The organism is Gulosibacter chungangensis (genome assembly GCF_008831155.1).
Classification (GTDB): Bacteria; Actinomycetota; Actinomycetes; order Actinomycetales; family Microbacteriaceae; genus Gulosibacter; species Gulosibacter chungangensis.
This window is the reverse complement of sequence record NZ_WBKB01000002.1, coordinates 434280-455945: the sequence shown is the minus strand read 5'-3', so window position 1 is coordinate 455945 and position 21666 is coordinate 434280. Positions and strand designations below refer to the sequence as shown.

The 21666-nt window shown below is 61.2% G+C and carries 20 protein-coding genes and 1 pseudogene; 15 read left to right on the top strand and 6 right to left on the bottom strand.

All coding sequences use genetic code 11. The annotated features are described in order from the left end of the window. Positions 1-135 precede the first annotated feature (135 nt). The 6 genes from F8O05_RS05515 (at position 136) to F8O05_RS05490 (ending at position 5605) form a co-directional block, all read left to right on the top strand. Positions 136-1281: an aldehyde dehydrogenase family protein gene (locus tag F8O05_RS05515; RefSeq protein ID WP_158051732.1), complete on the top strand. Its 1146-nt coding sequence runs from the start codon at positions 136-138 to the stop codon at positions 1279-1281. A gap of 11 nt (positions 1282-1292) precedes the next feature. Then, positions 1293-2156, top strand: a complete 864-nt coding sequence (locus F8O05_RS05510; protein WP_158051731.1) for an IclR family transcriptional regulator — start codon at positions 1293-1295, stop codon at positions 2154-2156. 37 nt (positions 2157-2193) lie between these two features. Then, positions 2194-2931: an HpcH/HpaI aldolase family protein gene (locus F8O05_RS05505; RefSeq protein WP_192497043.1), complete on the top strand. Its 738-nt coding sequence runs from the start codon at positions 2194-2196 to the stop codon at positions 2929-2931. 75 nt (positions 2932-3006) lie between these two features. Beyond that, positions 3007-3615 (top strand): acyl-CoA thioesterase, encoded by a 609-nt coding sequence (locus tag F8O05_RS05500; RefSeq protein ID WP_158051729.1) that lies wholly within the window; start codon positions 3007-3009, stop codon positions 3613-3615. Between the two features lie 91 nt (positions 3616-3706). Then, positions 3707-4876 carry a CE1758 family FMN-dependent luciferase-like monooxygenase gene (locus tag F8O05_RS05495; RefSeq protein WP_158051728.1) on the top strand — a complete coding sequence of 390 codons (1170 nt, stop codon included), beginning with the start codon at positions 3707-3709 and terminating at the stop codon, positions 4874-4876. Positions 4877-4909: 33 nt separating this feature from the next. Next, positions 4910-5605, top strand: a complete 696-nt coding sequence (locus tag F8O05_RS05490) for a CE1759 family FMN reductase (RefSeq protein ID WP_158051727.1) — start codon at positions 4910-4912, stop codon at positions 5603-5605. Between the two features lie 22 nt (positions 5606-5627). On the opposite strand, the gene F8O05_RS05485 is transcribed toward F8O05_RS05490, so the two are convergent. Beyond that, positions 5628-6566, bottom strand: a complete 939-nt coding sequence (locus tag F8O05_RS05485) for a DUF368 domain-containing protein (protein ID WP_158051726.1) — start codon at positions 6564-6566, stop codon at positions 5628-5630. 185 nt (positions 6567-6751) lie between these two features. Between F8O05_RS05485 and F8O05_RS05480 the strand changes: the two genes are divergently transcribed. The 3 genes from F8O05_RS05480 (at position 6752) to F8O05_RS05470 (ending at position 8546) form a co-directional block, all read left to right on the top strand. Next, positions 6752-7054, top strand: coding sequence for a DUF1540 domain-containing protein (locus F8O05_RS05480; protein ID WP_158051725.1), 303 nt, complete (start codon positions 6752-6754; stop codon positions 7052-7054). Between the two features lie 118 nt (positions 7055-7172). Continuing rightward, a complete protein-coding gene (locus tag F8O05_RS05475; protein ID WP_158051724.1) occupies positions 7173-8162 on the top strand; it encodes an LLM class flavin-dependent oxidoreductase in 990 nt (329 codons plus the stop codon). 87 nt (positions 8163-8249) lie between these two features. Beyond that, positions 8250-8546 carry an antibiotic biosynthesis monooxygenase family protein gene (locus F8O05_RS05470; RefSeq protein WP_158051723.1) on the top strand — a complete coding sequence of 99 codons (297 nt, stop codon included), beginning with the start codon at positions 8250-8252 and terminating at the stop codon, positions 8544-8546. 53 nt (positions 8547-8599) lie between these two features. Here the strand turns inward: F8O05_RS05470 and F8O05_RS05465 are convergent, their stop codons facing one another. Together F8O05_RS05465 and def are read right to left on the bottom strand one after the other, a co-directional pair. Further along, positions 8600-9475, bottom strand: coding sequence for a hypothetical protein (locus F8O05_RS05465; protein ID WP_158051722.1), 876 nt, complete (start codon positions 9473-9475; stop codon positions 8600-8602). 56 nt (positions 9476-9531) lie between these two features. Beyond that, a complete protein-coding gene (def, locus tag F8O05_RS05460) occupies positions 9532-10104 on the bottom strand; it encodes a peptide deformylase (protein ID WP_158051721.1) in 573 nt (190 codons plus the stop codon). 53 nt (positions 10105-10157) lie between these two features. Here def and F8O05_RS05455 point away from each other — a divergent pair, with 53 nt between their 5' ends. Together F8O05_RS05455 and F8O05_RS05450 are read left to right on the top strand one after the other, a co-directional pair. Beyond that, positions 10158-11180 carry a DMT family transporter gene (locus tag F8O05_RS05455; protein ID WP_225735751.1) on the top strand — a complete coding sequence of 341 codons (1023 nt, stop codon included), beginning with the start codon at positions 10158-10160 and terminating at the stop codon, positions 11178-11180. 161 nt (positions 11181-11341) lie between these two features. Further along, a complete protein-coding gene (locus tag F8O05_RS05450) occupies positions 11342-12649 on the top strand; it encodes a glycosyltransferase (protein WP_225735750.1) in 1308 nt (435 codons plus the stop codon). Between the two features lie 34 nt (positions 12650-12683). Here F8O05_RS05450 and F8O05_RS05445 read toward each other — a convergent pair whose 3' ends face one another. After that, on the bottom strand, positions 12684-13022 hold the full coding sequence (locus F8O05_RS05445; protein WP_158051720.1) for a thiamine-binding protein: 339 nt from the start codon (positions 13020-13022) through the stop codon (positions 12684-12686). Positions 13023-13090: 68 nt separating this feature from the next. Here F8O05_RS05445 and proB point away from each other — a divergent pair, with 68 nt between their 5' ends. From proB to F8O05_RS05425, 4 genes and pseudogenes are all read left to right on the top strand, one after another. Next, complete coding sequence (gene proB / locus F8O05_RS05440; protein ID WP_225735749.1) at positions 13091-14266, top strand: glutamate 5-kinase; 1176 nt, start codon at positions 13091-13093, stop codon at positions 14264-14266. Between the two features lie 63 nt (positions 14267-14329). Next, positions 14330-15631, top strand: coding sequence for a glutamate-5-semialdehyde dehydrogenase (locus F8O05_RS05435; RefSeq protein WP_158051718.1), 1302 nt, complete (start codon positions 14330-14332; stop codon positions 15629-15631). Positions 15632-15801: 170 nt separating this feature from the next. Beyond that, positions 15802-16293 (top strand): HtaA domain-containing protein, encoded by a 492-nt coding sequence (locus F8O05_RS05430; RefSeq protein WP_158051717.1) that lies wholly within the window; start codon positions 15802-15804, stop codon positions 16291-16293. 56 nt (positions 16294-16349) lie between these two features. Further along, positions 16350-19328, top strand: a pseudogene (locus tag F8O05_RS05425) (cytochrome P450). Positions 19329-19348: 20 nt separating this feature from the next. On the opposite strand, the gene F8O05_RS05415 reads toward F8O05_RS05425, so the two are convergent. Next, positions 19349-20575 (bottom strand): MFS transporter, encoded by a 1227-nt coding sequence (locus F8O05_RS05415; RefSeq protein ID WP_158051714.1) that lies wholly within the window; start codon positions 20573-20575, stop codon positions 19349-19351. 122 nt (positions 20576-20697) lie between these two features. Beyond that, positions 20698-21564, bottom strand: coding sequence for a siderophore-interacting protein (locus F8O05_RS05410; protein ID WP_158051713.1), 867 nt, complete (start codon positions 21562-21564; stop codon positions 20698-20700). Positions 21565-21666: the final 102 nt, after the last annotated feature.

The following is a 21666-nucleotide window of genomic DNA, read 5'->3' as shown; positions in this document are numbered from 1 at the left end:
GATCGGATTGGGCATGGAGCACGAGCTCTACGGCTCTGGATTTCAACTCTTTCGAGTACTTCGCTGGCATGAGTAGGAATCTCCCTTTGATTTGGTTCCTACCCTCTATCAAACACGGGACATCACAGTAAGCCAATTACTCAGGCGCGTCACGACGTAAACCGCACAATTGCAAACTTCGAGTTCTTCGCCGATCACGCGCGCGTCTCCGAATCACATGCGTACCCTTCGGATACCGGTCACCATCAGTATGTGCGCTACGACTCCGTGGGTGTTGTGGTTGCCATCGCGCCTTGGAACTTCCCGCTCATGCTTGAGTCGTGGAAGGTCGCGCCTGCCCTCGCTTGGGGAAACACCGTCGTGCTCAAACCGAGTGAGGACAGCCCCGCCACCGCAACCATGCTCGGTCGGCTCGCGATTGAGGCGGGCTTCCCGGAAGGTGTGCTCAATGTCGTCCAGGGTGCGGGGGCAACCGGTGGTTACCTGACCGCCGATACTCGGGTGGATCGGATTACCTTCACCGGCTCCTCAGCCACGGGCAAGATCATCGGCAAGATCGCGATGGACAACCTCACGCCCGTGAGCCTGGAGCTCGGTGGTAAGGGTGCAAACATCGTGTTCGATGACGCCGACCTCGACAATGCCGTGCACTGGAGCATCCAGGCGATCTATCGCAATGCGGGTCAAGTCTGTCTCGCGGGTTCTCGACTGTTTGTGCAGCGTGGCATCTATGACGAGTTCATCAAGCGATTTGTCGCAGCGGCCGAGGATCTCAAACAAGGCGACCCGAGTAAAGATGACACCGAGTACGGTCCGCTCGCTTCTCGCAAGCACTTCGAAAAGGTCACGAGTTATCTCGCCACCGTCGAGGAAAACGGTGGCACGGTGCTCACGGGCGGCAAAGCGGGCGAGGGCCTCTTCGTCGAGCCCACGGCGCTGACCGACCTCGGCACTGACAGCCCGCACTACCGTGAGGAAATCTTCGGGCCGGTGGTTGTGGTCACGCAGTTTGATACCGAAGCAGAAGCATTGGCGCTGGCGAACGGTACGCCCTATGGCCTTAATGCGATTGCGTTCACCGAAAACCTTTCGCGGGCGCATCGGGTTGCGGCAAAGCTCAAAGCGGGTACGGTTTGGATCAACACGTTCTTCATCCGCGATCTGCGCGCGCCGTTTGGTGGTGTCGGCGACTCCGGTGTGGGCCGTGAGGGTGGCCAATACAGCCGCGAGTTCTTCACCGAACCCAAGGCGGTTGTGATGCAGATCCACATGGAGGGCTAGCTGCAACGGTCATGACCGAAAGCACTCGCAATCGCAGCGGGTCGACGACGAGCACTGAACGTGAGTCGACGTCGGCCCGCACGGGCATGCTCGAACGGGCGATGACGCTCTTGAGCGCGTTTCGCCCGAATGAGGTGACGGTGTCACCGACCACACTCGCAAAGCGCGCTGGGCTTTCAAAGGCGACCGGACATCGGATTGTGGCCGAGATGGTGAACCTCGGAATGTTGGAACGCACCGTAGGCGGTGTGCGCATTGGTCTGCGGATGTTTGAGATTGGACAACTTGTGCCGAGGCAGCGCAGCCTGCGTCGTTGCGCGATGCCGGTGATGCAGGAGCTGCGCGACAACACAAAGCTCTCGGTTCATCTGGCGGTACTTGATCACGGTGACACGCTCTACGTCGATATTGTTTCGAAGCGGCAGGACCTGCCTTCAGCCGTAGGCGGGCGAATTCCCGCCTATGCGACCGGTGTCGGCAAGGCAATGCTGGCGTTTTCACCCAGCGATGTCGTGTCAGAGGTCATGAGCAAACGACTCAAACGGTACGGGCCGAACACGATCACCGATACGGAAGCGCTCCGTGCCGAACTTGCCGAGATTCGGGCCGAAGGAGTGTCCTACGACCGCGAGGAGAGTTCCCGCGGGGTAGCCTGCGTTGCGGCGCCGATTCGTGGCGGCGACGGGATGCTGCACGGAGGCATCTCCCTGACCGGACACGTTGCAGAGATTGATTACCGTCGCCTGACCCCGATCGTGCAGACCGCGGCTCGCATCGTAGGCCGCAGGATTGAGCAAGACGTCGTGGCACAACAGGAAATTGCCGAAGCCATGCTGCAGGCAACGGGGCCGAAACCTCACCTCCCGAATCCCTAAACGCGGCATGAATCCGATCCCCGAAGGGAACGAACTGATGGAACTTTCGAAAGCTCGCGAATTGCTCGCGCGACCCAGCTGGGGCGTGTGGTCGGTATCGGGTCGATTCACAGCGGTGGATTCGGTCGCCGAGCTCGGTTTTGACTGGGTGTGTTTGGATGCGCAACACGGTCGCTGGGACGACCGCTCGATTGTGGGCAGCATTGCTGGCCACGCGGGCGGCAAGATTCCAATTTTCGTGCGGGTGCTCTCGAGTAATGTCGCGCTCATCGGCCGCGCATTGGATGCCGGAGCCGCCGGCATCATCGTGCCAATGGTCGAAAACGCCGAGCAAGCGGCCGCGACCGTGGATGCATCCCGTTACCCACCGGTTGGTAAGCGAAGCTGGGGGCCGATTAAGGCCTATGGGGAAGCTTCGCAGGCCGTGGGGGAACGTGTGGAACCGTTCCTGGCGGTGATGATCGAGACAGCAACAGCGCTCAACGCTGCCGAGTCGATTGCAGCGGTCCCCGGCGTCGACATGCTGTTTGTGGGGCCTTTCGATCTTTCGCTGAGCCTAGGACTGGAACTCGACGACATGCTGCACAGCGATGCCGGTCCGCTGCACGACATTGTTGCGGCGGCGAGGGCAGCTGGCCGCGCTACGGGGGCCTACGCGGGTGATCCGGCTCGGGCACGCCGACTGCGCGAGATCGGGTTCGATCTCGTGGCAGCGACCACCGAGCCGGACCTGATGCAGCGAGGCGGCCGCGAAGTGCTCGGAATTCTGGGCTGACCCCCGGCACGTTGCGCGTCACCGAGACGAATCAACTGTGGCTTTCCCACAGCTGATTCGTCTCGATGAAGCAGCGTGAGCATAATCGGCTGGGTGAATATGTGGTTGCAATGGATTCTTGCCGTATTTTTTCGAAGCCGAGGGAAACCCCGCCTCGATCTGACCGCGGTTTCGCGCATCCGGTATCGGGTACTGCCCACGGATATCGACTTCTTGATGCACATGAACAACGGTCGCTATCTGTCCTATATGGACCTCGGACGGGTCGACCTGACTAACCGCACCGGCCTCACCGAGGTGCTCACCAAACGCGATATTTATGCGGTGGTGGCGTCCAATACGATGACGTACCGGAAGTCGCTCAACCTGTTTCAAGCCTTCACCATTGAGTCTCGGCTGATTGGCACTGACGAGCGCAGTTTCTACATCGAGCAGCGATTCGTGGTCGACGAGGAGATCTATGCCCGCGGGATTGTCCGCGGGCGGCTCATCCGCAAAGGCAAAGGCGCCATTAAAGTGGCCGAGTTGGATGAATTGACCGGCCTGGACTGGTCGGCGTGGCAGGTCTCCCCGGACTTGTCCGCTTGGGCTGACGAATTCAGGCTGCCGCCCACCAAGGCGCCGGCACCGAGTAGCTGGGATGCGCCTGCCGCGCATTCCCCGAGGGCGGTGCCCGAACGGTAAGTTCGGAAAAGTTTTGGGTGGCGGGAATAGTCTCCAGCTATGCGCGTTGCATATTCATGTAAACGCATAGAAATCCCAAAAGGAGCGTCCCATGCAATTTGGCATCATGTCGGTCAGCGACGTCACCCGTAACCCGATCACCGGCGAGACCCCGAGTGAGGCGGAGCGCATCCAAGCGGCGATTGCCATCGCCAAGAAGACCGAAGAAGTCGGTCTCGACGTCTACGCGATCGGGGAACACCACAACCCACCGTTCTTCTCGTCCTCGCCGACAACGCTGCTTGCAGCGATCGCGGCGCAGACCGAACGGATCGTGCTGAGCACCTCCACCACCTTGATCACGACCAATGACCCCGTTCGCATCGCTGAGGAATACTCGATGCTGCAGCACGTCTCCAACGGTCGGATGGACCTCATGCTCGGGCGCGGCAACACGGCTCCCGTGTACCCCTGGTTTGGCAAAGACATTCGTCAGGGACTGCCGTTGGCGCTGGAGAACTACAACCTACTGCACCGACTGTGGCGTGAGGATGTGGTCGATTGGGAAGGGAAGTTCCGCACCGCACTGCAGGGCTTTACCTCGACGCCGCGGCCGCTCGACGACGTGCCCCCGTTTGTCTGGCACGGTTCGATCCGCACCCCGGAGATCGCCGAACAGGCCGCATACTACGGCAACGGTTTCTTCCACAATCACATCTTCTGGCCGACTGAGCACGCGGTGCGGCTGGTGAGTTTCTACCGCGAGCGCTTCGAGCACTACGGTCACGGCACGAAGAAGCAAGCCATTGTGGGGCTTGGTGGTCAGGTGCACATCGGGAAGACCACGCAGGCAGCCTTTGAAGAGTTCCGCCCGTACTTCAACGAGGCTCCCGTCTACGGTCACGGACCAACGCTCGAGCAGTTCTCCTCCGGCACGCCACTGGCGGTCGGGAGCGTCCAAGAAGTAATCGACAAGATTCTTAGCTTCCATGATTCCTTTGGGGACTACCAGCGTCAGCTTTTCCTGCAGGACCACGCCGGGCTCCCGCTCAAGATGGTGCTGGAGCAAATTGAGCTGCTCGGTACCGAAGTGATTCCGGTGGTACGAAAGGAGATTGAATCGCGTAAGGATCCCGAGTCGGCGGAAGCTCCGACTCACGCGAGTCTCGTACGGGCTAAGTATGGGGATGCGAAACCTCGACAGCCGCGTCCCGCCGCCAACCGCGGAGACAATGTCACCGGTGGCTCACCCTATGTCGACGTCCAGGCCGGGGATGAATAAACGATTTCCCTCGAGAAGAATCGAGAACTTGACATGACTGAATCGCTCCAACCCACTTCCGCCGACAGTAACGTCTACAACCTCGTTGTCGTCAACGCCGGTACCTCGAATCCGTCCTCGACGGCCATGCTCGCTGAGAAGACTCGCGACTGCCTCGCGCAGACCGCCCTTGAAGCAGGCGCAGAACTGCGTGTCTCGGTGATCGAGTTGCGCGACCTGCAGGCCGAGATTGGCAATGGGCTCGTCAGTGGCCTATCCGGTCCCGGTATCGAACAGGCCAATGCCACAATTGCGAAGGGTGACGGCCTAATCGCTGCCACCCCGGTATTCAAGGCTGAGTCCTCGGCGCTCTTCAACGGGTTCTTCCAACTGCTCGACCGTGACGTACTGATCGGCACCCCGGTGATCTTGGAAGCCACCGCCGGCACCACTCGACACGCGCTAGTGGTGGACGGTCAGATGCGATCGCAATTCGCCTATCTGCGTGCCCTCGTGGTGCCGACCTCGCTGTTTGCCGCGAGTGAGGATTGGAACGACCCTGCGCTTGGCAGACGGATCCGCCGCGCGTCGCGCGAGCTGTGGATGCTGATGAAATCGCGATTCTCCTCGCAGCTTCGGGAAACGAACTGGGAAGGCTATCAGCACGACTATGGCAGCGCGAATAGTGGAGACGATATCGATCTCAACACGGATCTGATGAAGCTCGCCACCGGTGGTAGCGCCCTGTAGCGATCCCGCGCAGCGGGCCGAGCTAGCTCGGGATCACCGCCACACCGTTGGCGATTCGACGGCGTACTAACCAAGATTCGACCACCAGTGTGGCGGTGACCACCAGCGCGCCAATCACGAACCACAGCAGCGTGAGCCAAGCATCCGAACCGGGTGGCTGGGCAAGACCTGACTCGGACTGCCATGGCCACAGAGCCCGCAGCGAACCCGCCATGAGCCCGGTCATGATTGCCAGCGAAACCCGGCGGTGATGCTTCAAGAGCCACTGCAGGGTGCGCACAAAGAGCGCGAACCCGACCGCCATCCCGGCAAGCAGCACTCCCAAGTATCCGAAATCCCGATCATTCACCGCGGCGAGTGTGGGCTCATATAACCCCATCACGAGCAGAATGAATGATCCGGACATGCCCGGGATCGCCAACGCGCAGACCGCGAAAGCTCCCGCGACTGCCACGAGGAAGAGGCTGGGGTCCGACATATTGCCCGTCGGTAGCCCGGTAAACCAGAACGCCAGCGCTGCGCTGGGGATAGCGAGTGCCCATTCGCGCCAGGTCCATCGACCACCCACCATGCGCGCGGGTACCCACAGAGCAATCAGAATCAGACCGGCAAAGAACGCCCGCGACTGCACCGGATGATTTTCGACAATGGGTGCCACGATTGCGGCGGCGGTGAGCAGCCCCAAGATCATGCCGATCGCCAGCGGCACCAGTAGTGGCCAGGCGACCTGTCGGAAGTGATGTTTCACCGTTGCAAGCCCGCGGCCGCGGGGCGGATCAAGTACGAGGTGGACAATGCCCCGCACAAATTCTCCCGCCGAGTCGATGATCCGCTCATAGACGCCAATGATCAGCGCGACGGTGCCGCCACTTACTCCCGGAATAATTTCAACGATGCCAATGAGCGCACCGCGGATGAAATCGATAAGCGTACGGAGCACTTTGAGGGGGAGCGGGGCCATGGGCACCTTTCGCGATTGCGAGTGAATACGAATGTTTAGGCTATCGCGATCCGTGGGTGAAGTGAGAAACCCTGGTAAACGCTGAGAAAGGTCAGCCTTATCTTGCTAGCGCAGGTTTGTCAAGGTCGCTACTCTCGTAATTAACAAAGACGGGATCGCGTGATTCCGCGAAGAAAGGCCGAATCATGAATGACAACCTGACCCGAATCACCTCTTGCACCGCCACGGCATGCTCCTTTAACCACGACAGCGGTTGCTCTGCCCCGGCAATCACCATGGGGCGCCGGGAGGACACCGCAAGCTGCACCACCTTTGTCGCACTCGATGCCGACGGTGGTCTGCCGGTCGTCGGTGGCCACGTCGCCGCGTGCCAGATGACAGAGTGCGTGCACAACCGCAACCTCATGTGCACCTCGAATGCGATCACCGTCAACGGCAGCACCGCGCAGTGCTCCATGTTTGAGGTCGCCTCGGCCGCAGCAGCCTAAGCAATACCGCACGATCACTGCCCGGCACTTCGGTGTCGGGCAGTGAATGTTTTCCAGCGAGTTCAGCTCTCAACTAAGGTTCTAAGGGTTCCCCTTCAGTTTCAAAGAAAGAGCGGCTTTGGCTGTCCCACTGAGCATTCTTGACCTCGTTCCCATCTCGGAGGGCTCCACGCCCAGGGCAGCGATCGATGCATCCGTGTCGGCTGCACGGCTGGCCGACAAACTCGGATATGAGCGGCTGTGGTTCGCAGAACATCACAACACCGAGGGCGTTGCTTCGAACGCCACCGCATTGCTGATTAGCGAGGCTGCAGCGGCGACCGAACGCATTCGCGTCGGTTCCGGCGGGGTGATGCTCCCCAATCACTCGCCACTGATGGTGGCGGAACAGTACGGCACCCTCGCGAGCCGATTCGGCGATCGAATCGACCTCGGGCTCGGGCGAGCACCGGGCACTGACCCCATGACCGCGCGTGCCCTTGCGCGGTCATCCGGCGAACCCTTGGAATTTGCGCGCAATATTTTCGACTTGCACGGTTGGTTCGGGGAGGATGGGGTCGCGCGCAGCGCACCCATCCTGTCGCCGGTCTCCGCCGGCACAAATGTGCCCATGTGGGTGCTGGGTTCTTCGGTTAATGGCGCGTCAATTGCTGGGCAGCTCGGGCTGCCGTTTGCGCTGGCCTCACATTTCCTCAGCGAAGGCATCGGCCAGATCATTGATGAGTATCGTCGGTCCTTTGCCACCGAGGCTCCCACCGCGCGCCTGCAGGCGCCGTACCTCATGGCAGGTATTAACGTGCTCGTCGCGCCAACAGATGAGGAAGCCGAGTTCCAATACACCACCGCAATGCGTCGAGTCATGGATAACAGCCGCGGAGAGCGCCGGCGCCTGCAGCCACCGGTTACTCCCGCCACATTGAAGGCCGAAGACGGTGCGGACCTTGCCTACGCACGCGTGCGCGCGGTGGGCTCTCCTGAAACCGTCAAGGCGGAACTCGAGACGTTCGTCGCGGCCACCGGCGCAGACGAACTCATCATCGCCACCTACGCCTTTGAGCCGAGCGTTCGTGAGCGTTCACTACAGCTGCTGGCAGATTTGTGGTTCTAGAGGGCCGCTCCGAGCGAGCACTCTCAGATTGGCGTCGATAGCATGGATCGGCAGGTCCTTATATCTAGCGAAAGAAGTGCACTCAACATGTCGGTTGTAGTTATCAACGCAATTTCCGTTCCTGAAGGTGCTGGCACCGAGCTGGAGGCGCGATTCGCAGCCCGAAAGCACGCGGTAGACCAGGAGCCCGGTTTCGAGGGCTTCCAATTGCTCCGTCCGACGGCCGGGGAGTCACGCTACTTCGTCGTGACCACCTGGGCCACGCGTGAGGACTTTGAGCGTTGGCGCGACGGTCGCGCAGCGGCCGCACACGGGGATGCACAGGGGCGGAAGCCCGTGGCGACCGGGGCAGAGTTGCTCGAGTTTGAGGTTGTTGAACTCTAACCCGGCCGATCGCGCGCTGCGTTAGTGCAGCAACCGCATCCGATTCCGCCGCGCTAGCGGCTCCACAGCGGCATGAAACTCACCACGAGTCCGCCGAGGAAACCAATGATGAGCGCGGCGGAAATCGATGCCACAGTGAGTCGTACCCGGGTGCGCCCCTGATCGGTAATGAGAAACCTCGGCGCAACCCATTCAAAGAAGAAGAACACGAGCGAACCGATCACCAATCCCAAACCGAGGTAGTAGGCGATCGCACTGTGGACGACTTCGGGCAACCAGCTGGCTGTGACCGGGATCACGATGATCAGCATGAGCAGCGTCACAATGAGTCGCAGCAGGATGCCGGTTGGCCCCGAGAGCCAGCGCCAACCCGGCTGCGAGACACGCATCCGCTTTTCGAGCGCCGCAAAGGCGCGGTTGCGCCAATCGCGGTCGCCGGAAGTGACCTGTAGCGAGCAGCCGCTGATTTCATCAAACTCGATCTGGATGCGTTTGGTCACGTCGAGTCGACCACGCAGGTCCACCGTGAGGGGGAGCGCCCCCGAGTCCCGCAGCGAGCGCGCAACCTCTGCTGCCGTGCCGCTGAGGCCGAGTTCCGTATCGCGACTTTCACGCGCCTGAACTTGCACCTTGTCCTGCGGGCCTTCCAAGGCCCACCGCAAGCGGGCCCAGTTTTTGGCGTCCTCGCGATTGAGCGCGTTGGAGTATTGGCGACTCTCGTCCATTTCACCGGGCACAATCGGGTACTGCGAAAGTTCTTCCGCGAGTCGCTCTTCGTGAATCGTGCGGGCGGAATCCCAGTCCTGCTGCATCCACAGTTCAGCCTCCGTCACGAGCTCCCCGAAATTCTCGTAACTGCCGCGCCACACGAGTCCACGTGCGCTGAGGGTACGGACAGTCGTCGCATTGGGAGAAGGCTGCTGATTCACGCCTCCAGATTCCCACAGTTCGCTCGGATGCCGATATGCGGCTCGCGGGGGATTCGCTAGCCTTCGAGATTATCCACGCCTGGCAACCAACTGTTCCCGGGGGCGTTCCAGCCCTTTTTCCGCATGACCTTGAACGCTTGCTTCCAGAAGGTCAGGCCCAGCCGATCCACGTAGAGCACGCCGTTCAAGTGATCAAACTCGTGTTGGAGGATGCGGGCAAACCACCCCGATGCCTCGATCTCATAGGGATTGCCATCGATATCGCGGGCGCGCAACAGCGCATCTTCGGCGCGACGGAGCGGGAAGCGTTCACCCGGAACCGAGAGGCAGCCTTCTTCTTCATCCTCATCGAGGTCTTCGAGCGATTCCGGCTCCGCGGATGAGATCCACAGTTCCGGATCGATGGCCACGCCCCGGTACTTGGTGCCCTCCTCGTCTTCCCAGGAGTAGGTGAAGATGCGCTTATTAACACCGACTTGGGGCGCTGCCAAGCCCACACCGGGTGCGAGGTCCATCGTCTCGTACATGTCGGCGACAAGCTGTCGGATCTCGTCGGTGATCTCACCAACCGGCTCGGCAACTTCGTGAAGAACGGGTTCGCCATAGATGCGAATGGGCAAAATTGTCATGGCGCAAGGGTATCGGTAGGAGAGTCAGCAGTTTTCTCCGTAGACTCCGCTGTGTGTCTTTCCCGAACATCCTGCCCCTCGAGGTCCCACTGGAGGTAGGGCTTACGCCCTACCAAATGATCGGTATTCCGATTGCGATCATCGGTGCCGTGCTGATGTCGATTTCCGCAATGTTGCAGCATCGTGGCGTTGCGAAAGTTGAGGAGGGAAGCGGGACCCACGGATCGGAAGGCCTCGGGGCGCAGCAGTTCTGGAAGCTGCTGCAACGGCCCAGCTGGCTCTTTGGGACCCTGCTGATCGGTGTGGCGATCCTGTGCCAGCTCGGGGCATTGCACTTTGCGCCACTGGTCGTCGTGCAGCCGCTGGGGGTCGTCTCGCTGATCGTGACGACGCTGGTCACCGCCAGACAGACGAGGCGGCGATTGCAGCGGGGAAAGATCATCGCGGTCATGACCAGTGTCATTGGTATCGCCGGATTCGTGAGCGTGGCCGCGACCGTGGCGACCGACAGTAGGGTCACCGACAGGCAAGTCATCACGGTGATGGTTGTGGCATTGGCCGTGGCGCTCACCACCACCGTCGCATTCTTATTCCTCAGGCATACCCGAGCGCGCAATCTCTTCTACATCATTGCCGGTGGTGTCCTGTACGGCTTCGTCGCAACGTTTGCCAAGGTGATTTTGGCGCGTCTGCAAACGGACGGTATCGATGTCTATACCCTGCTGTGTGCCACTGGATTGCTGTTGACACTCTTGGTCGGCGGCTATTTTGTGCAGACGGCATACGCCACCGGCACCACTGAAATGGTGATTGCCGGTCTCACCGTGGTGGACCCAATTGTTGCGGTCACCATCGGTATCGTCGTGCTCGGAGAGGTTGCTGGCGCCACGGTTGTGACCTACGTGCTGTTCGGGATTCTTGGCGCCATCGCGGTGCTCGGAGTGTTCCTGCTCGAACTTGCCCAATCCGAGGATGAAATCCACGCGGCCAGACGACACGCACTCGGGATCGCAACCGGCGAAATCGACACACTAGCGACCGATACCGCGACCGGTGAGGATGAGGCCGGTCGCTAAGCCGAAGCATCCTTGCCCCGGGTCGCGGACTGTGTTTAGATCGCGAACCACGCGAGATTGCGGGATGTTCCGCCGAAAGTTGTCCGCAAGCCATCTAGGCTAGGGATGTCGACGAGTCCAGTCACGTGCCGACAACGCCCCACACCAAGGAAAACGAGATTTTGCCTGACCAACCTCTCCCGCACTCGAAAGACCGTCCGCTGCGAATTCTCATTGCCGCCGACACGTTCCCACCGAATGTCAACGGAGCGGCAAAGTTTACGGTGAATCTCGCCAGCGAAATGGCCGGACGCGGGCATGATGTGCACGTGGTCGTTCCCGCCGCCTCCCGCCGACACGGCACTTGGCGGGAGGAATACGAGGGGCAGTCGATTACGGTTCACCGGCTGCCTTCGGACCGGTGGTGGCCGCATGATTGGCTTCGATACGTGAAGCCCTGGCGCGCCCGACCCCACATGCGTCGGGTATTGGACGAGGTCAAACCGGATGTCATTCACTATCAATCGGCCGTGGTGCTCGGGCGTGCAGCCGTCCGCGAAGGAGCACCGCGCGGCATACGGATCATTGGCACAAATCACCTGATGCTCGAGAACATTCTCGAACACACGATGCTGCCTAAGCCCCTGCAAGCGGTGGGCTCAAAGATCTGGTGGCGGGATGCGCACAAGACGTTCGATGCGACCGCCTCGCTCACAACCCCGACCCGACGAGCGGCAGACTTCCTCGAACGCAATGGCAATCTCGAGCGCGTGCTGGCGATTTCCTGCGGCATTAGGGCGAGTGACTACACGCCTAAGTTCGGCGCGAAAAAGCCGCCACGCATCCTCTTCGTGGGCCGAGTCACTGGTGAGAAACAAATCGACGTGCTCTTGCGGGCGTTCGCAAACCTCCCGGAATCGCTCGGCGCCGAACTCGAGATCGTCGGCGGGGGAGACCAAAAGCCGGCGCTCGAGAAGCTCAGCCGGGAGCTGGGTGTGGACTCGCGAACCACTTTCCACGGGTATGTCACCGATGAGGAACTCCGCAACCTCTATTCGAACGCGACCGTATTCGCGATCGCCTCAATCGCTGAGCTGCAATCCATCGCAACGATGGAGGCGATGGCCTCCGGGCTACCGGTGGTGGCGGCCAACGCGATGGCGCTGCCGCACCTCGTGCATCACGGTGAGAACGGGTACCTCTTCCAGCCTGGGGATGTGCAGGACGCTCGCAAGCAGCTCGAACGAGTCCTCGAGATGACCACCGAGGAGCGCGACGAACTCGGCCGCACCGGACTGCAGATGGTGCAGGCCCACGACATCGACACGACCATGGACCTTTTCGAACGCCTCTATTACGGCGAATCCACCGAGGAAGTCGCCCGTGATTCGTGGAACGAACAGGACAACTCCCTCGATGACGTGGTCGAAGCGGTGACCGGATCAATCCCCACCGTGCATCGGGAACGAAAAGGATTCGGGCACCGGTAGCACCTTGACCGGTCCTACCCCGGTCGAGACTTGGCTAGCGCGCATCCTGTCGGCGCTGAAGCTCCGCCTCAACTCGCTCGACCTTGCCCTGGATTTCACCACTGTGCCCCGGACGAATATCTGCTTTCAGTACCAGCGACACGCGAGAGCCATAGCGACCAATCTCTTCCGTGGCGCGCTTGATTACGGCCATGACCTCATCCCACTCGCCTTCAATCGAGGTGAACATCGCATCGGTTTGATTCGGCAGGCCCGATTCCCGCACCACTTCGAGCGCCGCGGCAACCGCGCGGTGGTAGGAACCCGGTTCGTCCAAGGTTACGGTGGGGTCGGAAGCCGGGCCAGACGGGGCAATAGAAAACGCAGCAATCATGTCTCTAGTGTGCCGCGTTGAAGATGCAACTTCGCGACACAACACCGAGGCACGGCAGAATGGAACCTATGACGCCCACGATCTCCAGCCGAGCACAGATTTCCAAGGCACGCCGAGTCGTTGTAAAGATCGGTTCTTCCTCGCTTACCCGACCAGATGGCAGGCTCAACGTTCCGGCGCTACGCAAGCTCGTGGATGTATTGGCCGAGGAAGTCTTGCGCGGCAAGCAGATCGTCCTGGTCACGTCCGGTTCGATCGCCGCCGGCTTCATGCCGCTCGGTTTTGAAAGTCGCCCGAGCGATATCAGTTCGGCCCAGGCTGCAGCGGCGGTGGGACAGTCCGCGCTGATGTCGACCTACACGGATGCGTTTGGCGCCTATGACATCCAGGTTGGTCAGATACTGATGACCGCGGGGGACACGGTGCGCCGTTCTCGGTACCGCCACGCCGTACAGGTCTTCGAGAAGCTGCTGGAACTCGGCGCCGTACCGGTCGTGAACGAGAACGATGCTTTGGCGACCAGTGAGCTGCGCTTTGGCGACAATGACCGCCTCGCGGCGCTTGTCGCCCAGCTGGTCGGGGCGGATGCGCTAGTGCTCCTGACCGATGTCGATGGGCTCTATGATGCACCCCCCAAGCAGCCCGGAGCCCAGCGCATCCCGGTCGTCAATGACATGAGCGAGGTTGCCGGCGTTGAGGTGACCGGCCGAGGATCTTCTTTCGGTACCGGCGGGATGATCACAAAGCTGCAGTCAGCCGAGATGGCCACCGTCACCGGCATCCCGGTAGTGCTCACCCGCGCGCAAGACGTCGCGGGAGCCCTGCGTGGCGAAGATGTCGGCACCTGGTTTAGCGCGACGAACGAGCGCCGTACCCGCCGTAAGGTGTGGCTCGAACACGCCGCCCAGATGACCGGTCGGCTGGTGATCGACCCGGGCGCGGTGCGTGCGCTGCGTGACCGGGGCGCATCCCTATTGGCAGCCGGTATTCGCGATGTGCGCGGCGACTTCGCCGCGGGTGATCCCGTGGAGATCGTCTCGGAAGACGGCGAACTGATCGCGCACGGGCTGATCGGCTATGACTCCGTGGAACTCCCGCAAATGCTGGGCCGTTCCACGCACGACATGGTCGAAGAACTCGGTGACGACTACGGGCGATCGATCGTGCACCGCGACGACCTCATTTTGGTGCGGAACACGGTGACTGATGTGGTCACCGGCGGCGGGATGCCGGTGGCGGACTAAGCGTTCAGCGGAACTCGCTCCGGGCCGCCGAATTCTTTTCGGTGGCTGGCTAGAATCGGGGGCATGACGAACCAGACTGCTTCCGAAGCTACGCTCGATCCCGCTGTCGAAACCCAAGTGCGCGACATCGCCAAGCGTGCAAAGGTCGCTTCACGCTCGTTGCAGAACGCGACTTCGGGGATCAAGAATGCGCTCCTGGAAGCGATTGCGGATGCGCTCATTGCTGCGACGGAAGAAATCGTCGCCGCAAATCAGCTGGACATGGAGCGGGGTCGTGAGCGGGGGCTTGCTCCGGGACTTCTCGACCGGCTGGAGCTCACCCCGGATCGGGTGGCGGGTATTGCATCCGCGCTTCGCGAGGTCGCCGGTCTTCCCGACCCAGTGGGTGAAATTGTGCGCGGCTCCACGCTCGAGAACGGCCTGAAGCTCAAGCAGGTGCGCGTGCCGATGGGCGTGGTTGGCATGATTTACGAGGCTCGCCCCAACGTGACGGTGGATGCCGCGTCCCTGGCCCTGAAGTCGGGTAACGCCGTGATCCTTCGTGGCGGTTCCGCGGCGCTGGAATCGAATCGCCAGCTGCTGCAGATTATCGGTGACACCCTGGAAGCCAAGGCGCTACCGCGCGATCTCGTACAAACGGTGGATGAGTTTGGTCGCGCTGGCGGCGTCGCGCTGATGCGGGCTCGTGGCCTGGTGGATGTGCTGGTGCCGCGTGGAGGTGCGGCACTGATTCAGACCGTGGTGCTGGAATCGCTGGTGCCGGTCATCGAAACCGGGACCGGCAATGTGCATATCTATGTGGATGCCTCGGCCGACCTCGACAAGGCTCTGCCCATTGTCATGAACGCGAAGACGCAACGAGTCGGCGTCTGCAATGCGGCAGAGACGCTGCTGGTGCACGAGGACGTTGCGGAAGCCTTCATTCCAAGGGCCTACGCCGCGCTCACGGAAGCGAACGTGAATCTCCACGCGGATGACCGCACCCGCAATCTCGTGCCGGGTGGGGCATCCCTCACCGAAGCCACCGAAACGGACTGGGAAACCGAGTACGGGTCACTCGATCTGGCCGTTAAGGTGGTTGGCTCAATCGACGAGGCGATCGAACACATCCGCACCTATTCCTCGGGCCACACCGAGGTCATCCTCACCGAGTCACTCGCGGCCAGCGAGCAGTTCGTTGATGAGATCGATGCGGCCGCGATCATGGTGAACGCTTCTTCACGATTTACCGATGGCGGGATGTTCGGCCTCGGTGCCGAGCTCGGGATCTCCACCCAGAAACTGCACGCTCGTGGCCCCATGGGGCTTGCCGAGCTTACGACCTCCAAGTGGATCGTGAACGGGCAGGGGCAGGTGCGCCCGTAGACTCCTGGCTATTCCTTGGCATTGCCGGTGTGGGAAACCACACCGGCAATTGCTTTCCCAACACGCCTCGTAAACCATATTTAACTGTGGTTTCAGGGCGAGAAAAACCGTTTGCGTGCGGGAATGGTTCGACGCATCCTTAACTCAAATGGAGTAACAAGGGAGTGCTCATGACGATGCCTAATGACACCGCAACTAATCCGGCGGTGAGCGACGACCGCGGCCTGTGCTGGGAAATCAAATCCACCTTCACGACCTATGTCGAGTCGATGAGCGACGGCAACATCGCGGTCTTCGACGGCGCCGAGCGGATGCCCGATGGCGCGTTCTTCTTCCCGCTAGTAGATGAATACGAGGTTGACGGGGCCCAGATCAAGGCTTTCCACGGCGGCGTGCAGTTCACCGGACATCACGGAATGCTCGTGGTTACGCTGACCGGAATCCAACTGATCACCGAGGGCGAGCACGCGAGCCTCACGATCGAGGATGCGTTGAGCCCCACAGGGCGACTCACACTCGTGGAGATGTCGGGCCGTCATTCCGAAGGTAACGCCGAACGCTACGCCAGCCCGAAACTCACCGAGGATGGCGCCGATCTGTTCTTCGATAACTACCCAGTTGGGACCGAGCTCGAGCCGATTTGGCTACTCGCGCGTTCCTAACTAGCCCCGAACCCCAGGCGCAGTGACGCGCCAATTGAACGACGAAGGAATCAACGATGATGAACGAAGGCCGTCCCGCACCCGTAGCCGACTGGGTAACCATCCCGGAACTCTATGCAGATCCGTTCCCGACGTTTGAGCGGCTGCGTGCCGAGGGCGGGGTCCACTGGGTTCCCGCCATCGGTCGCTACCTGATCACCTCGTATGCGGCGGTGCACGACACCGAACTTGACCAGGAGACCTTTTCTGCCAATGAAGAAGGCTCGCTGATGATCCGCGCGATGGGCCACTCCATGCTCCGCAAAGATGACCCTGAGCACTATGTCGAGCGTCGTGCCTGGCAGCCGGTATTGCGTCCCGGAATCGTCAAGCGCACCTGGACGCCAATTTTCGAGCGCAATACGGACCGCTACCTGGACGAGTTCATCGCCAAGGGGCCAGGTGCCGACCTCGTGTGGGACTTTGCCTCACCGCTAGTGGCGGAAAACCTTCGAGCGGTCATCGGGCTCCATAACGCCACACCGGAGGACCTGCAGCGCTGGTCCACCACCATGATCGCTGCGACCGGCAACTACGCGGACGACCCGGTGGTGTGGGCGAAGGGCGAGGCCTCCTATAACGAGGTCGATGAGGCGCTCGACGAGATGATTCAGTGGCACCGCAAGCACCCGGATGACAGCCTCCTTTCGGCACTGTTGCGCCTACCCGACTATCAGATGTCGGTCGAGTCAATTCGCGCCAATGTGAAGATGACCATCGGCGGCGGGCTTAATGAACCGCGGGATGCCATTGGTGTTGCGGCCTGGGGTTTGCTGCAGAACCCGAACCAACTGGCGCTGATCCGCGAAGGCAAGGCCACCTGGGACAATGCCTTCGACGAAGCCATCCGCTGGGTGGCCCCGATTGGGATGTATTCGCGACAGACCAAACGCGATGTCGTCCTTCAGGGGGTGCACCTGCCCGCGGGGGCCAAGCTTGGCATCTCGCTGCTCTCGGCAAACCGTGACGAAACCCAGTGGCAGGAACCCGCCCGTTTCGACATCACCCGTGCCGATGAAGGCACGCACCTCGCCTTCGGTAAAGGCGTGCACGTGTGCCTGGGCGCATGGGTTGCCCGCGCCGAGGTGGCGGCTACCGCGTTGCCGAGGCTCTTTGACCGGTTGCCCGATCTGCGCCTGGACCCGCAGAACCCTGCCGAAGCAAGCGGTTGGGTGTTCCGCGGTATGTCCAAGCTGCCGGTGCAGTGGACTCCGAGCGAGCATGATCAGCGGAAGGATGCTCCGGCTCGTATCGCGATCGTCGGCTCCGGCCCGTCGGGTTGCTACACCGCGCAGGCGCTTCGACGTCAGCTGCCGGATGCGGAGATCAACATCATCGACAAGCTTGCGACCCCCTATGGCCTGGTTCGTCACGGGGTTGCGGCCGATCACCAAGGCACCAAGGATGTGGCACGCCAATTCTCGCGACTCTTCGAAAAAGAACGGGTGAACTTCATTGGCAATATCGAGATCGGTGAAGATCTTTCACTCGAATCGCTGCGCTCAGCCTTTGATGCCGTGGTGCTCGCAAATGGCCTGCACGAAGACGCCACACTGACCATCCCGGGTGCGCAGCTTGATGGTGTTGTTGGGGCAGGGCGCGTGACGCGCCTATTGAACTCGCATGTCCACGAGGATCGTGAGATCAAGAGCCTGGGCGAGCAGTTCGCGCTCATCGGTCACGGAAACGTGGCGATGGATGTGATCCGCCTCGCTGCGGCCGATGATGCAACGCTGGCAGGGTCAGACATCGACGACGAAGCCCGCGAGGCTCTCTTCTCGCAGACACGCGTCATCCACGCGATTGGCCGTTCGTTGCCGAGCGCAGCCAAATTTGATCCAGTTATGGTGCGCGAGATTGCTGACCTTGAAGGCGTCGCACACAGAGTGCACGGCGTGGATGCGCAGTCACTGTCCGCGATGGGGGATGTCCGTTCGGAACTGATCCTCGAATTACTCCAGCGTGAGGCTCCGACACAGCCACGGGTGACCATCGAGTGGTGGTTCGGCTATGCACCCAAACAGGTGCTCGGCGATGAAGAAGTGTCGAGCCTCGAGATCAGCCGCTGCGATGGCCTTGAGCTTGAGACCCTGGAGGTTTCGGCGGTCGTCACCGCAATCGGCTTCCGCGCTGGCCAACACCAGGAGCTCGTGGAAATGACTGAGTCGGCCAGGCAGACCGGCCGCATTGACCGGGGATTGTATGCCGCCGGCTGGGCACGCCGCGGCCCGCGCGGGACTATTCCCTCGCAGCGCACCGACGCGCGCGAACTCGCCAACACGATCATCGAAGACCTCGGGGACAGCAGTAAACCGGGTCGAAAAGCGATCAGCCGCGCACTTGCGAAGGCGACCACATACGACGGGTGGTTGCTCATCGACGCACATGAGGCGCGGAAGGCAGCCCCCGGGCGCATCCGCGGCAAGATCACCGATGCCTACGAGATGCGATTGCTCGCGGGATCCGCCTTGAGCCTGCCCCAGGGCGATGACTCGACGATCACCAATGACACTCCCGGTGAGGTTGCGGGTGAGCCGATCACGATCGCGTTTGGCACCGAATCGGGCAATGCCGAACTCGTCGCGGAAGAACTTGCCAACCAGCTAGGTCGACGTGGTGAAGTGCAGGTAGTGGACCTTGCCACTGTCACCCCGCACGAATTAGCACGCGATCGCCTGCTGATGGTGGTCTGCTCGACCTATGGTGACGGGGAGCTGCCGACCACCGTCCGTGAATTCCACGAGCAACTGTAGTCCTCGGACCTCGACCTCAATGGTCTGGAATATGCGGTGTTCGGTCTCGGCGACCGCAGCTATCACAGCACCTACTCACGCGGCGGTGAGATTTTGGCAGAGGCACTCAGCGCACGCGGTGCTGCGCGGGTGGGAGAGTTCGGGCGTCACGACGCCGGTGGCGGTGAGCTCGCCCCAGACCTGGCCTTGACCTGGGCGAAGGGTGTCCTTGCCGAGCGCACCGCGGTAGCGGTCGCGAACTAGCTAGGGCGAGGTGGTGCCGGTCAGTGCTGTTGGGTTCTGTGCCTGCGGGCGAGTACGAATCCCATCAGCAGAATCACGACCGGCACCGCCGTTGCGTACCAGTAGGCAGCGTTCGCGCCGTGGGCCTGTGCGAGTGCACCGCCGATTGCGGAGCCGATGGACACGCCCACCGTCATCGCGGCCTGCAGCGAAGTCATTGCGACTGACATCCCGCCCCGCGGCGCGAGACGCTCAGCCGCGGTAAATGCCGTAACGAGTGTGGGGCCGAGGAAAAGGCCCGTGATGAGCAGCATCACGCCGGTGAGCACCAAATTGCCCTGCAAGACGGTCAAGAACGTGAAAATCACCATACCGGCACCACCGAGAATCACCCGCAGTTGCAGCCCAACAGACTCGGGAATCGCAACGGCCAAAAGTGCCATCGCCGCGGAGCCGACGCCCATTAGCGCATACACGAGTCCTGCGGCATCAGGATTCCCCAGTTCGGTGGCACGCTCAGTGATGCCTGCCTGGCTGGAGCCGAAAAACATCCCGATACTCGCCATGATGATCAGCGCGGGCGACACCTTGAGCAGCGTGGTGCGGATGCTCGGCTGCTCCTTGGGCACAGGCGGGGTGATTTCGATGCTGGCGGTGGGATGTACCTGTTTCGGTGAGGTCAGTGCGAATGGCACGGTGGCCAAGATCACCAATCCGGCAGCAACCGCAAGTGGTGCTGCCGACATCGCAGCAGCTGAAGCTACACCCACAAAGGCTGGGCCCAAGACAAAGACCAGTTCATCCACGGTCGACTCATACGAAAACGCCGTCCCAAGATCACGCGGATTATTCGCGATCGTGCTCCAGCGAGCCCTCGTGAAAGAACCAATCGGAATCATCGAAGCACCGGTCACCGCGCAGATTGCGAACAGGAGGGGACCGTCAAGGCGGATGCAGGCGGCTAAGTAGAGTGCGACCAGGGCAATGGCGTTGACGGGTGCCACGAGGGACAAGACCCTGCGCTGCCCATAATGATCCACCCAGCGGCCGATGAGCGGAGAGAATATCGCGGTGGCGATGGATACGAACCCGGTAGCGAGCCCACCGGTGGCGATGGAACCGGTTGATTCGGTGAACGCGACCATGGCACCAAGCGGGACCATAGCCGCCGGAATCCGAGCGAAGATCGCCAGGATGAGTTGCGGTAGTCCCGCGATTTTCGGCAGCTCCCTATAGCCAGCCATCGCGTCAAAGATTGCGGAACGCATGCCTGCTCCTGATCGGATTTCTGTCCCGAAAGGGTCCCGTAAGGAATCCGGGAGCAATCGGGGGCCCGTCGGAACGTGCCGACGAACCCCCTCATCCTAGTCCTGCGCTGAGCATCCGACTTTTACCGAGTGGACGCTGTGACCTCAGCGGTCTCCTCCGGCGGCAGGATCTGTCCAATCGGGGTGCGTTTCTCTGCCTGGAATTCGTCTTCGACGCGACCGTAGGCCCAGTAGCCCGAGATCGAGACCTGCTTGCGCTCGAGTTCGTGCTGCTTGAAGAAAACATCGCGCAGTTTCTTGATGGCTTCGCGCTCGCCGTGCGCAAATACCTGCACACGGCCCGCGCGCCACTCCAGATTCCGGACAGCCTCAACGAGGACGTTCGAGGTGCCAGCTTCTTCATCGCCACGGTGCACCCAGCGAATCTCGATTCCTGCGGGCGCGGTAATGGACTGCTCATCCTCCTCGCCGCCAACCTCGATCAGCGCGATACCCTGAGCTTCCGGCGTCATCGCCTCAATCGACGAAGCGATTGCTGGTAGGGCCGATTCGTCACCGACAAGCAGGTGCCAGTCCGCACTGGCATCGGGAGCGTAGCCACCGCCGGGCCCCGCAAACACCACGCGTTCACCGGGCTCGGCAGTTGCTGCCCACGGTGCTGCCAGGCCGGCTTCGCCGTGGACAACGAAGTCCACCGAGATCCACTCCTCTTCGGCGTTCACTTCGCGAACCGTGTAGGTACGGGTCACCGGCAGGTCCTCGGGGGCCAGGGTTTCGCGCAACTCCTGCACGTTATAAGGCGGCTCAAGACCGAGCTCGGGCTTTACGAAAAAAATCTTGATGTAGGGATCGGTGAAGGCGTTGGCGTTAAACGCCGCAAAGTTCTCGCCACCGATATAGAGGCGCACCATGTGCGGGGTGAGTTGCTCACGACGGATCACTTCAAGAACAGTCTGAACCTTGGGCTTACGTGCTTTTCGTTCGATCACGAGTCTCCTTGTTGGTATGGGCCTTCGCAGGATCACACCTGTGCATAGGTATCCTCCCCAGCCTACTTAGGTTTACCTCATTAACCCACACCAGCCACTAGC

Coding starts and splice junctions, on each gene's coding strand:
- proB (WP_225735749.1), top strand. CDS start 13,091: ATGACGCCCACGATCTCCAGCCGAGCACAGATTTCCAAGGCACGCCGA.
- F8O05_RS05510 (WP_158051731.1), top strand. CDS start 1,293: ATGACCGAAAGCACTCGCAATCGCAGCGGGTCGACGACGAGCACTGAA.
- F8O05_RS05470 (WP_158051723.1), top strand. CDS start 8,250: ATGTCGGTTGTAGTTATCAACGCAATTTCCGTTCCTGAAGGTGCTGGC.
- F8O05_RS05430 (WP_158051717.1), top strand. CDS start 15,802: ATGACGATGCCTAATGACACCGCAACTAATCCGGCGGTGAGCGACGAC.
- F8O05_RS05485 (WP_158051726.1), bottom strand. CDS start 6,566: ATGGCCCCGCTCCCCCTCAAAGTGCTCCGTACGCTTATCGATTTCATC.
- F8O05_RS05490 (WP_158051727.1), top strand. CDS start 4,910: ATGACTGAATCGCTCCAACCCACTTCCGCCGACAGTAACGTCTACAAC.
- F8O05_RS05435 (WP_158051718.1), top strand. CDS start 14,330: ATGACGAACCAGACTGCTTCCGAAGCTACGCTCGATCCCGCTGTCGAA.
- F8O05_RS05445 (WP_158051720.1), bottom strand. CDS start 13,022: ATGATTGCTGCGTTTTCTATTGCCCCGTCTGGCCCGGCTTCCGACCCC.
- F8O05_RS05495 (WP_158051728.1), top strand. CDS start 3,707: ATGCAATTTGGCATCATGTCGGTCAGCGACGTCACCCGTAACCCGATC.
- def (WP_158051721.1), bottom strand. CDS start 10,104: ATGACAATTTTGCCCATTCGCATCTATGGCGAACCCGTTCTTCACGAA.
- F8O05_RS05415 (WP_158051714.1), bottom strand. CDS start 20,575: ATGCGTTCCGCAATCTTTGACGCGATGGCTGGCTATAGGGAGCTGCCG.
- F8O05_RS05505 (WP_192497043.1), top strand. CDS start 2,194: ATGGAACTTTCGAAAGCTCGCGAATTGCTCGCGCGACCCAGCTGGGGC.
- F8O05_RS05480 (WP_158051725.1), top strand. CDS start 6,752: ATGAATGACAACCTGACCCGAATCACCTCTTGCACCGCCACGGCATGC.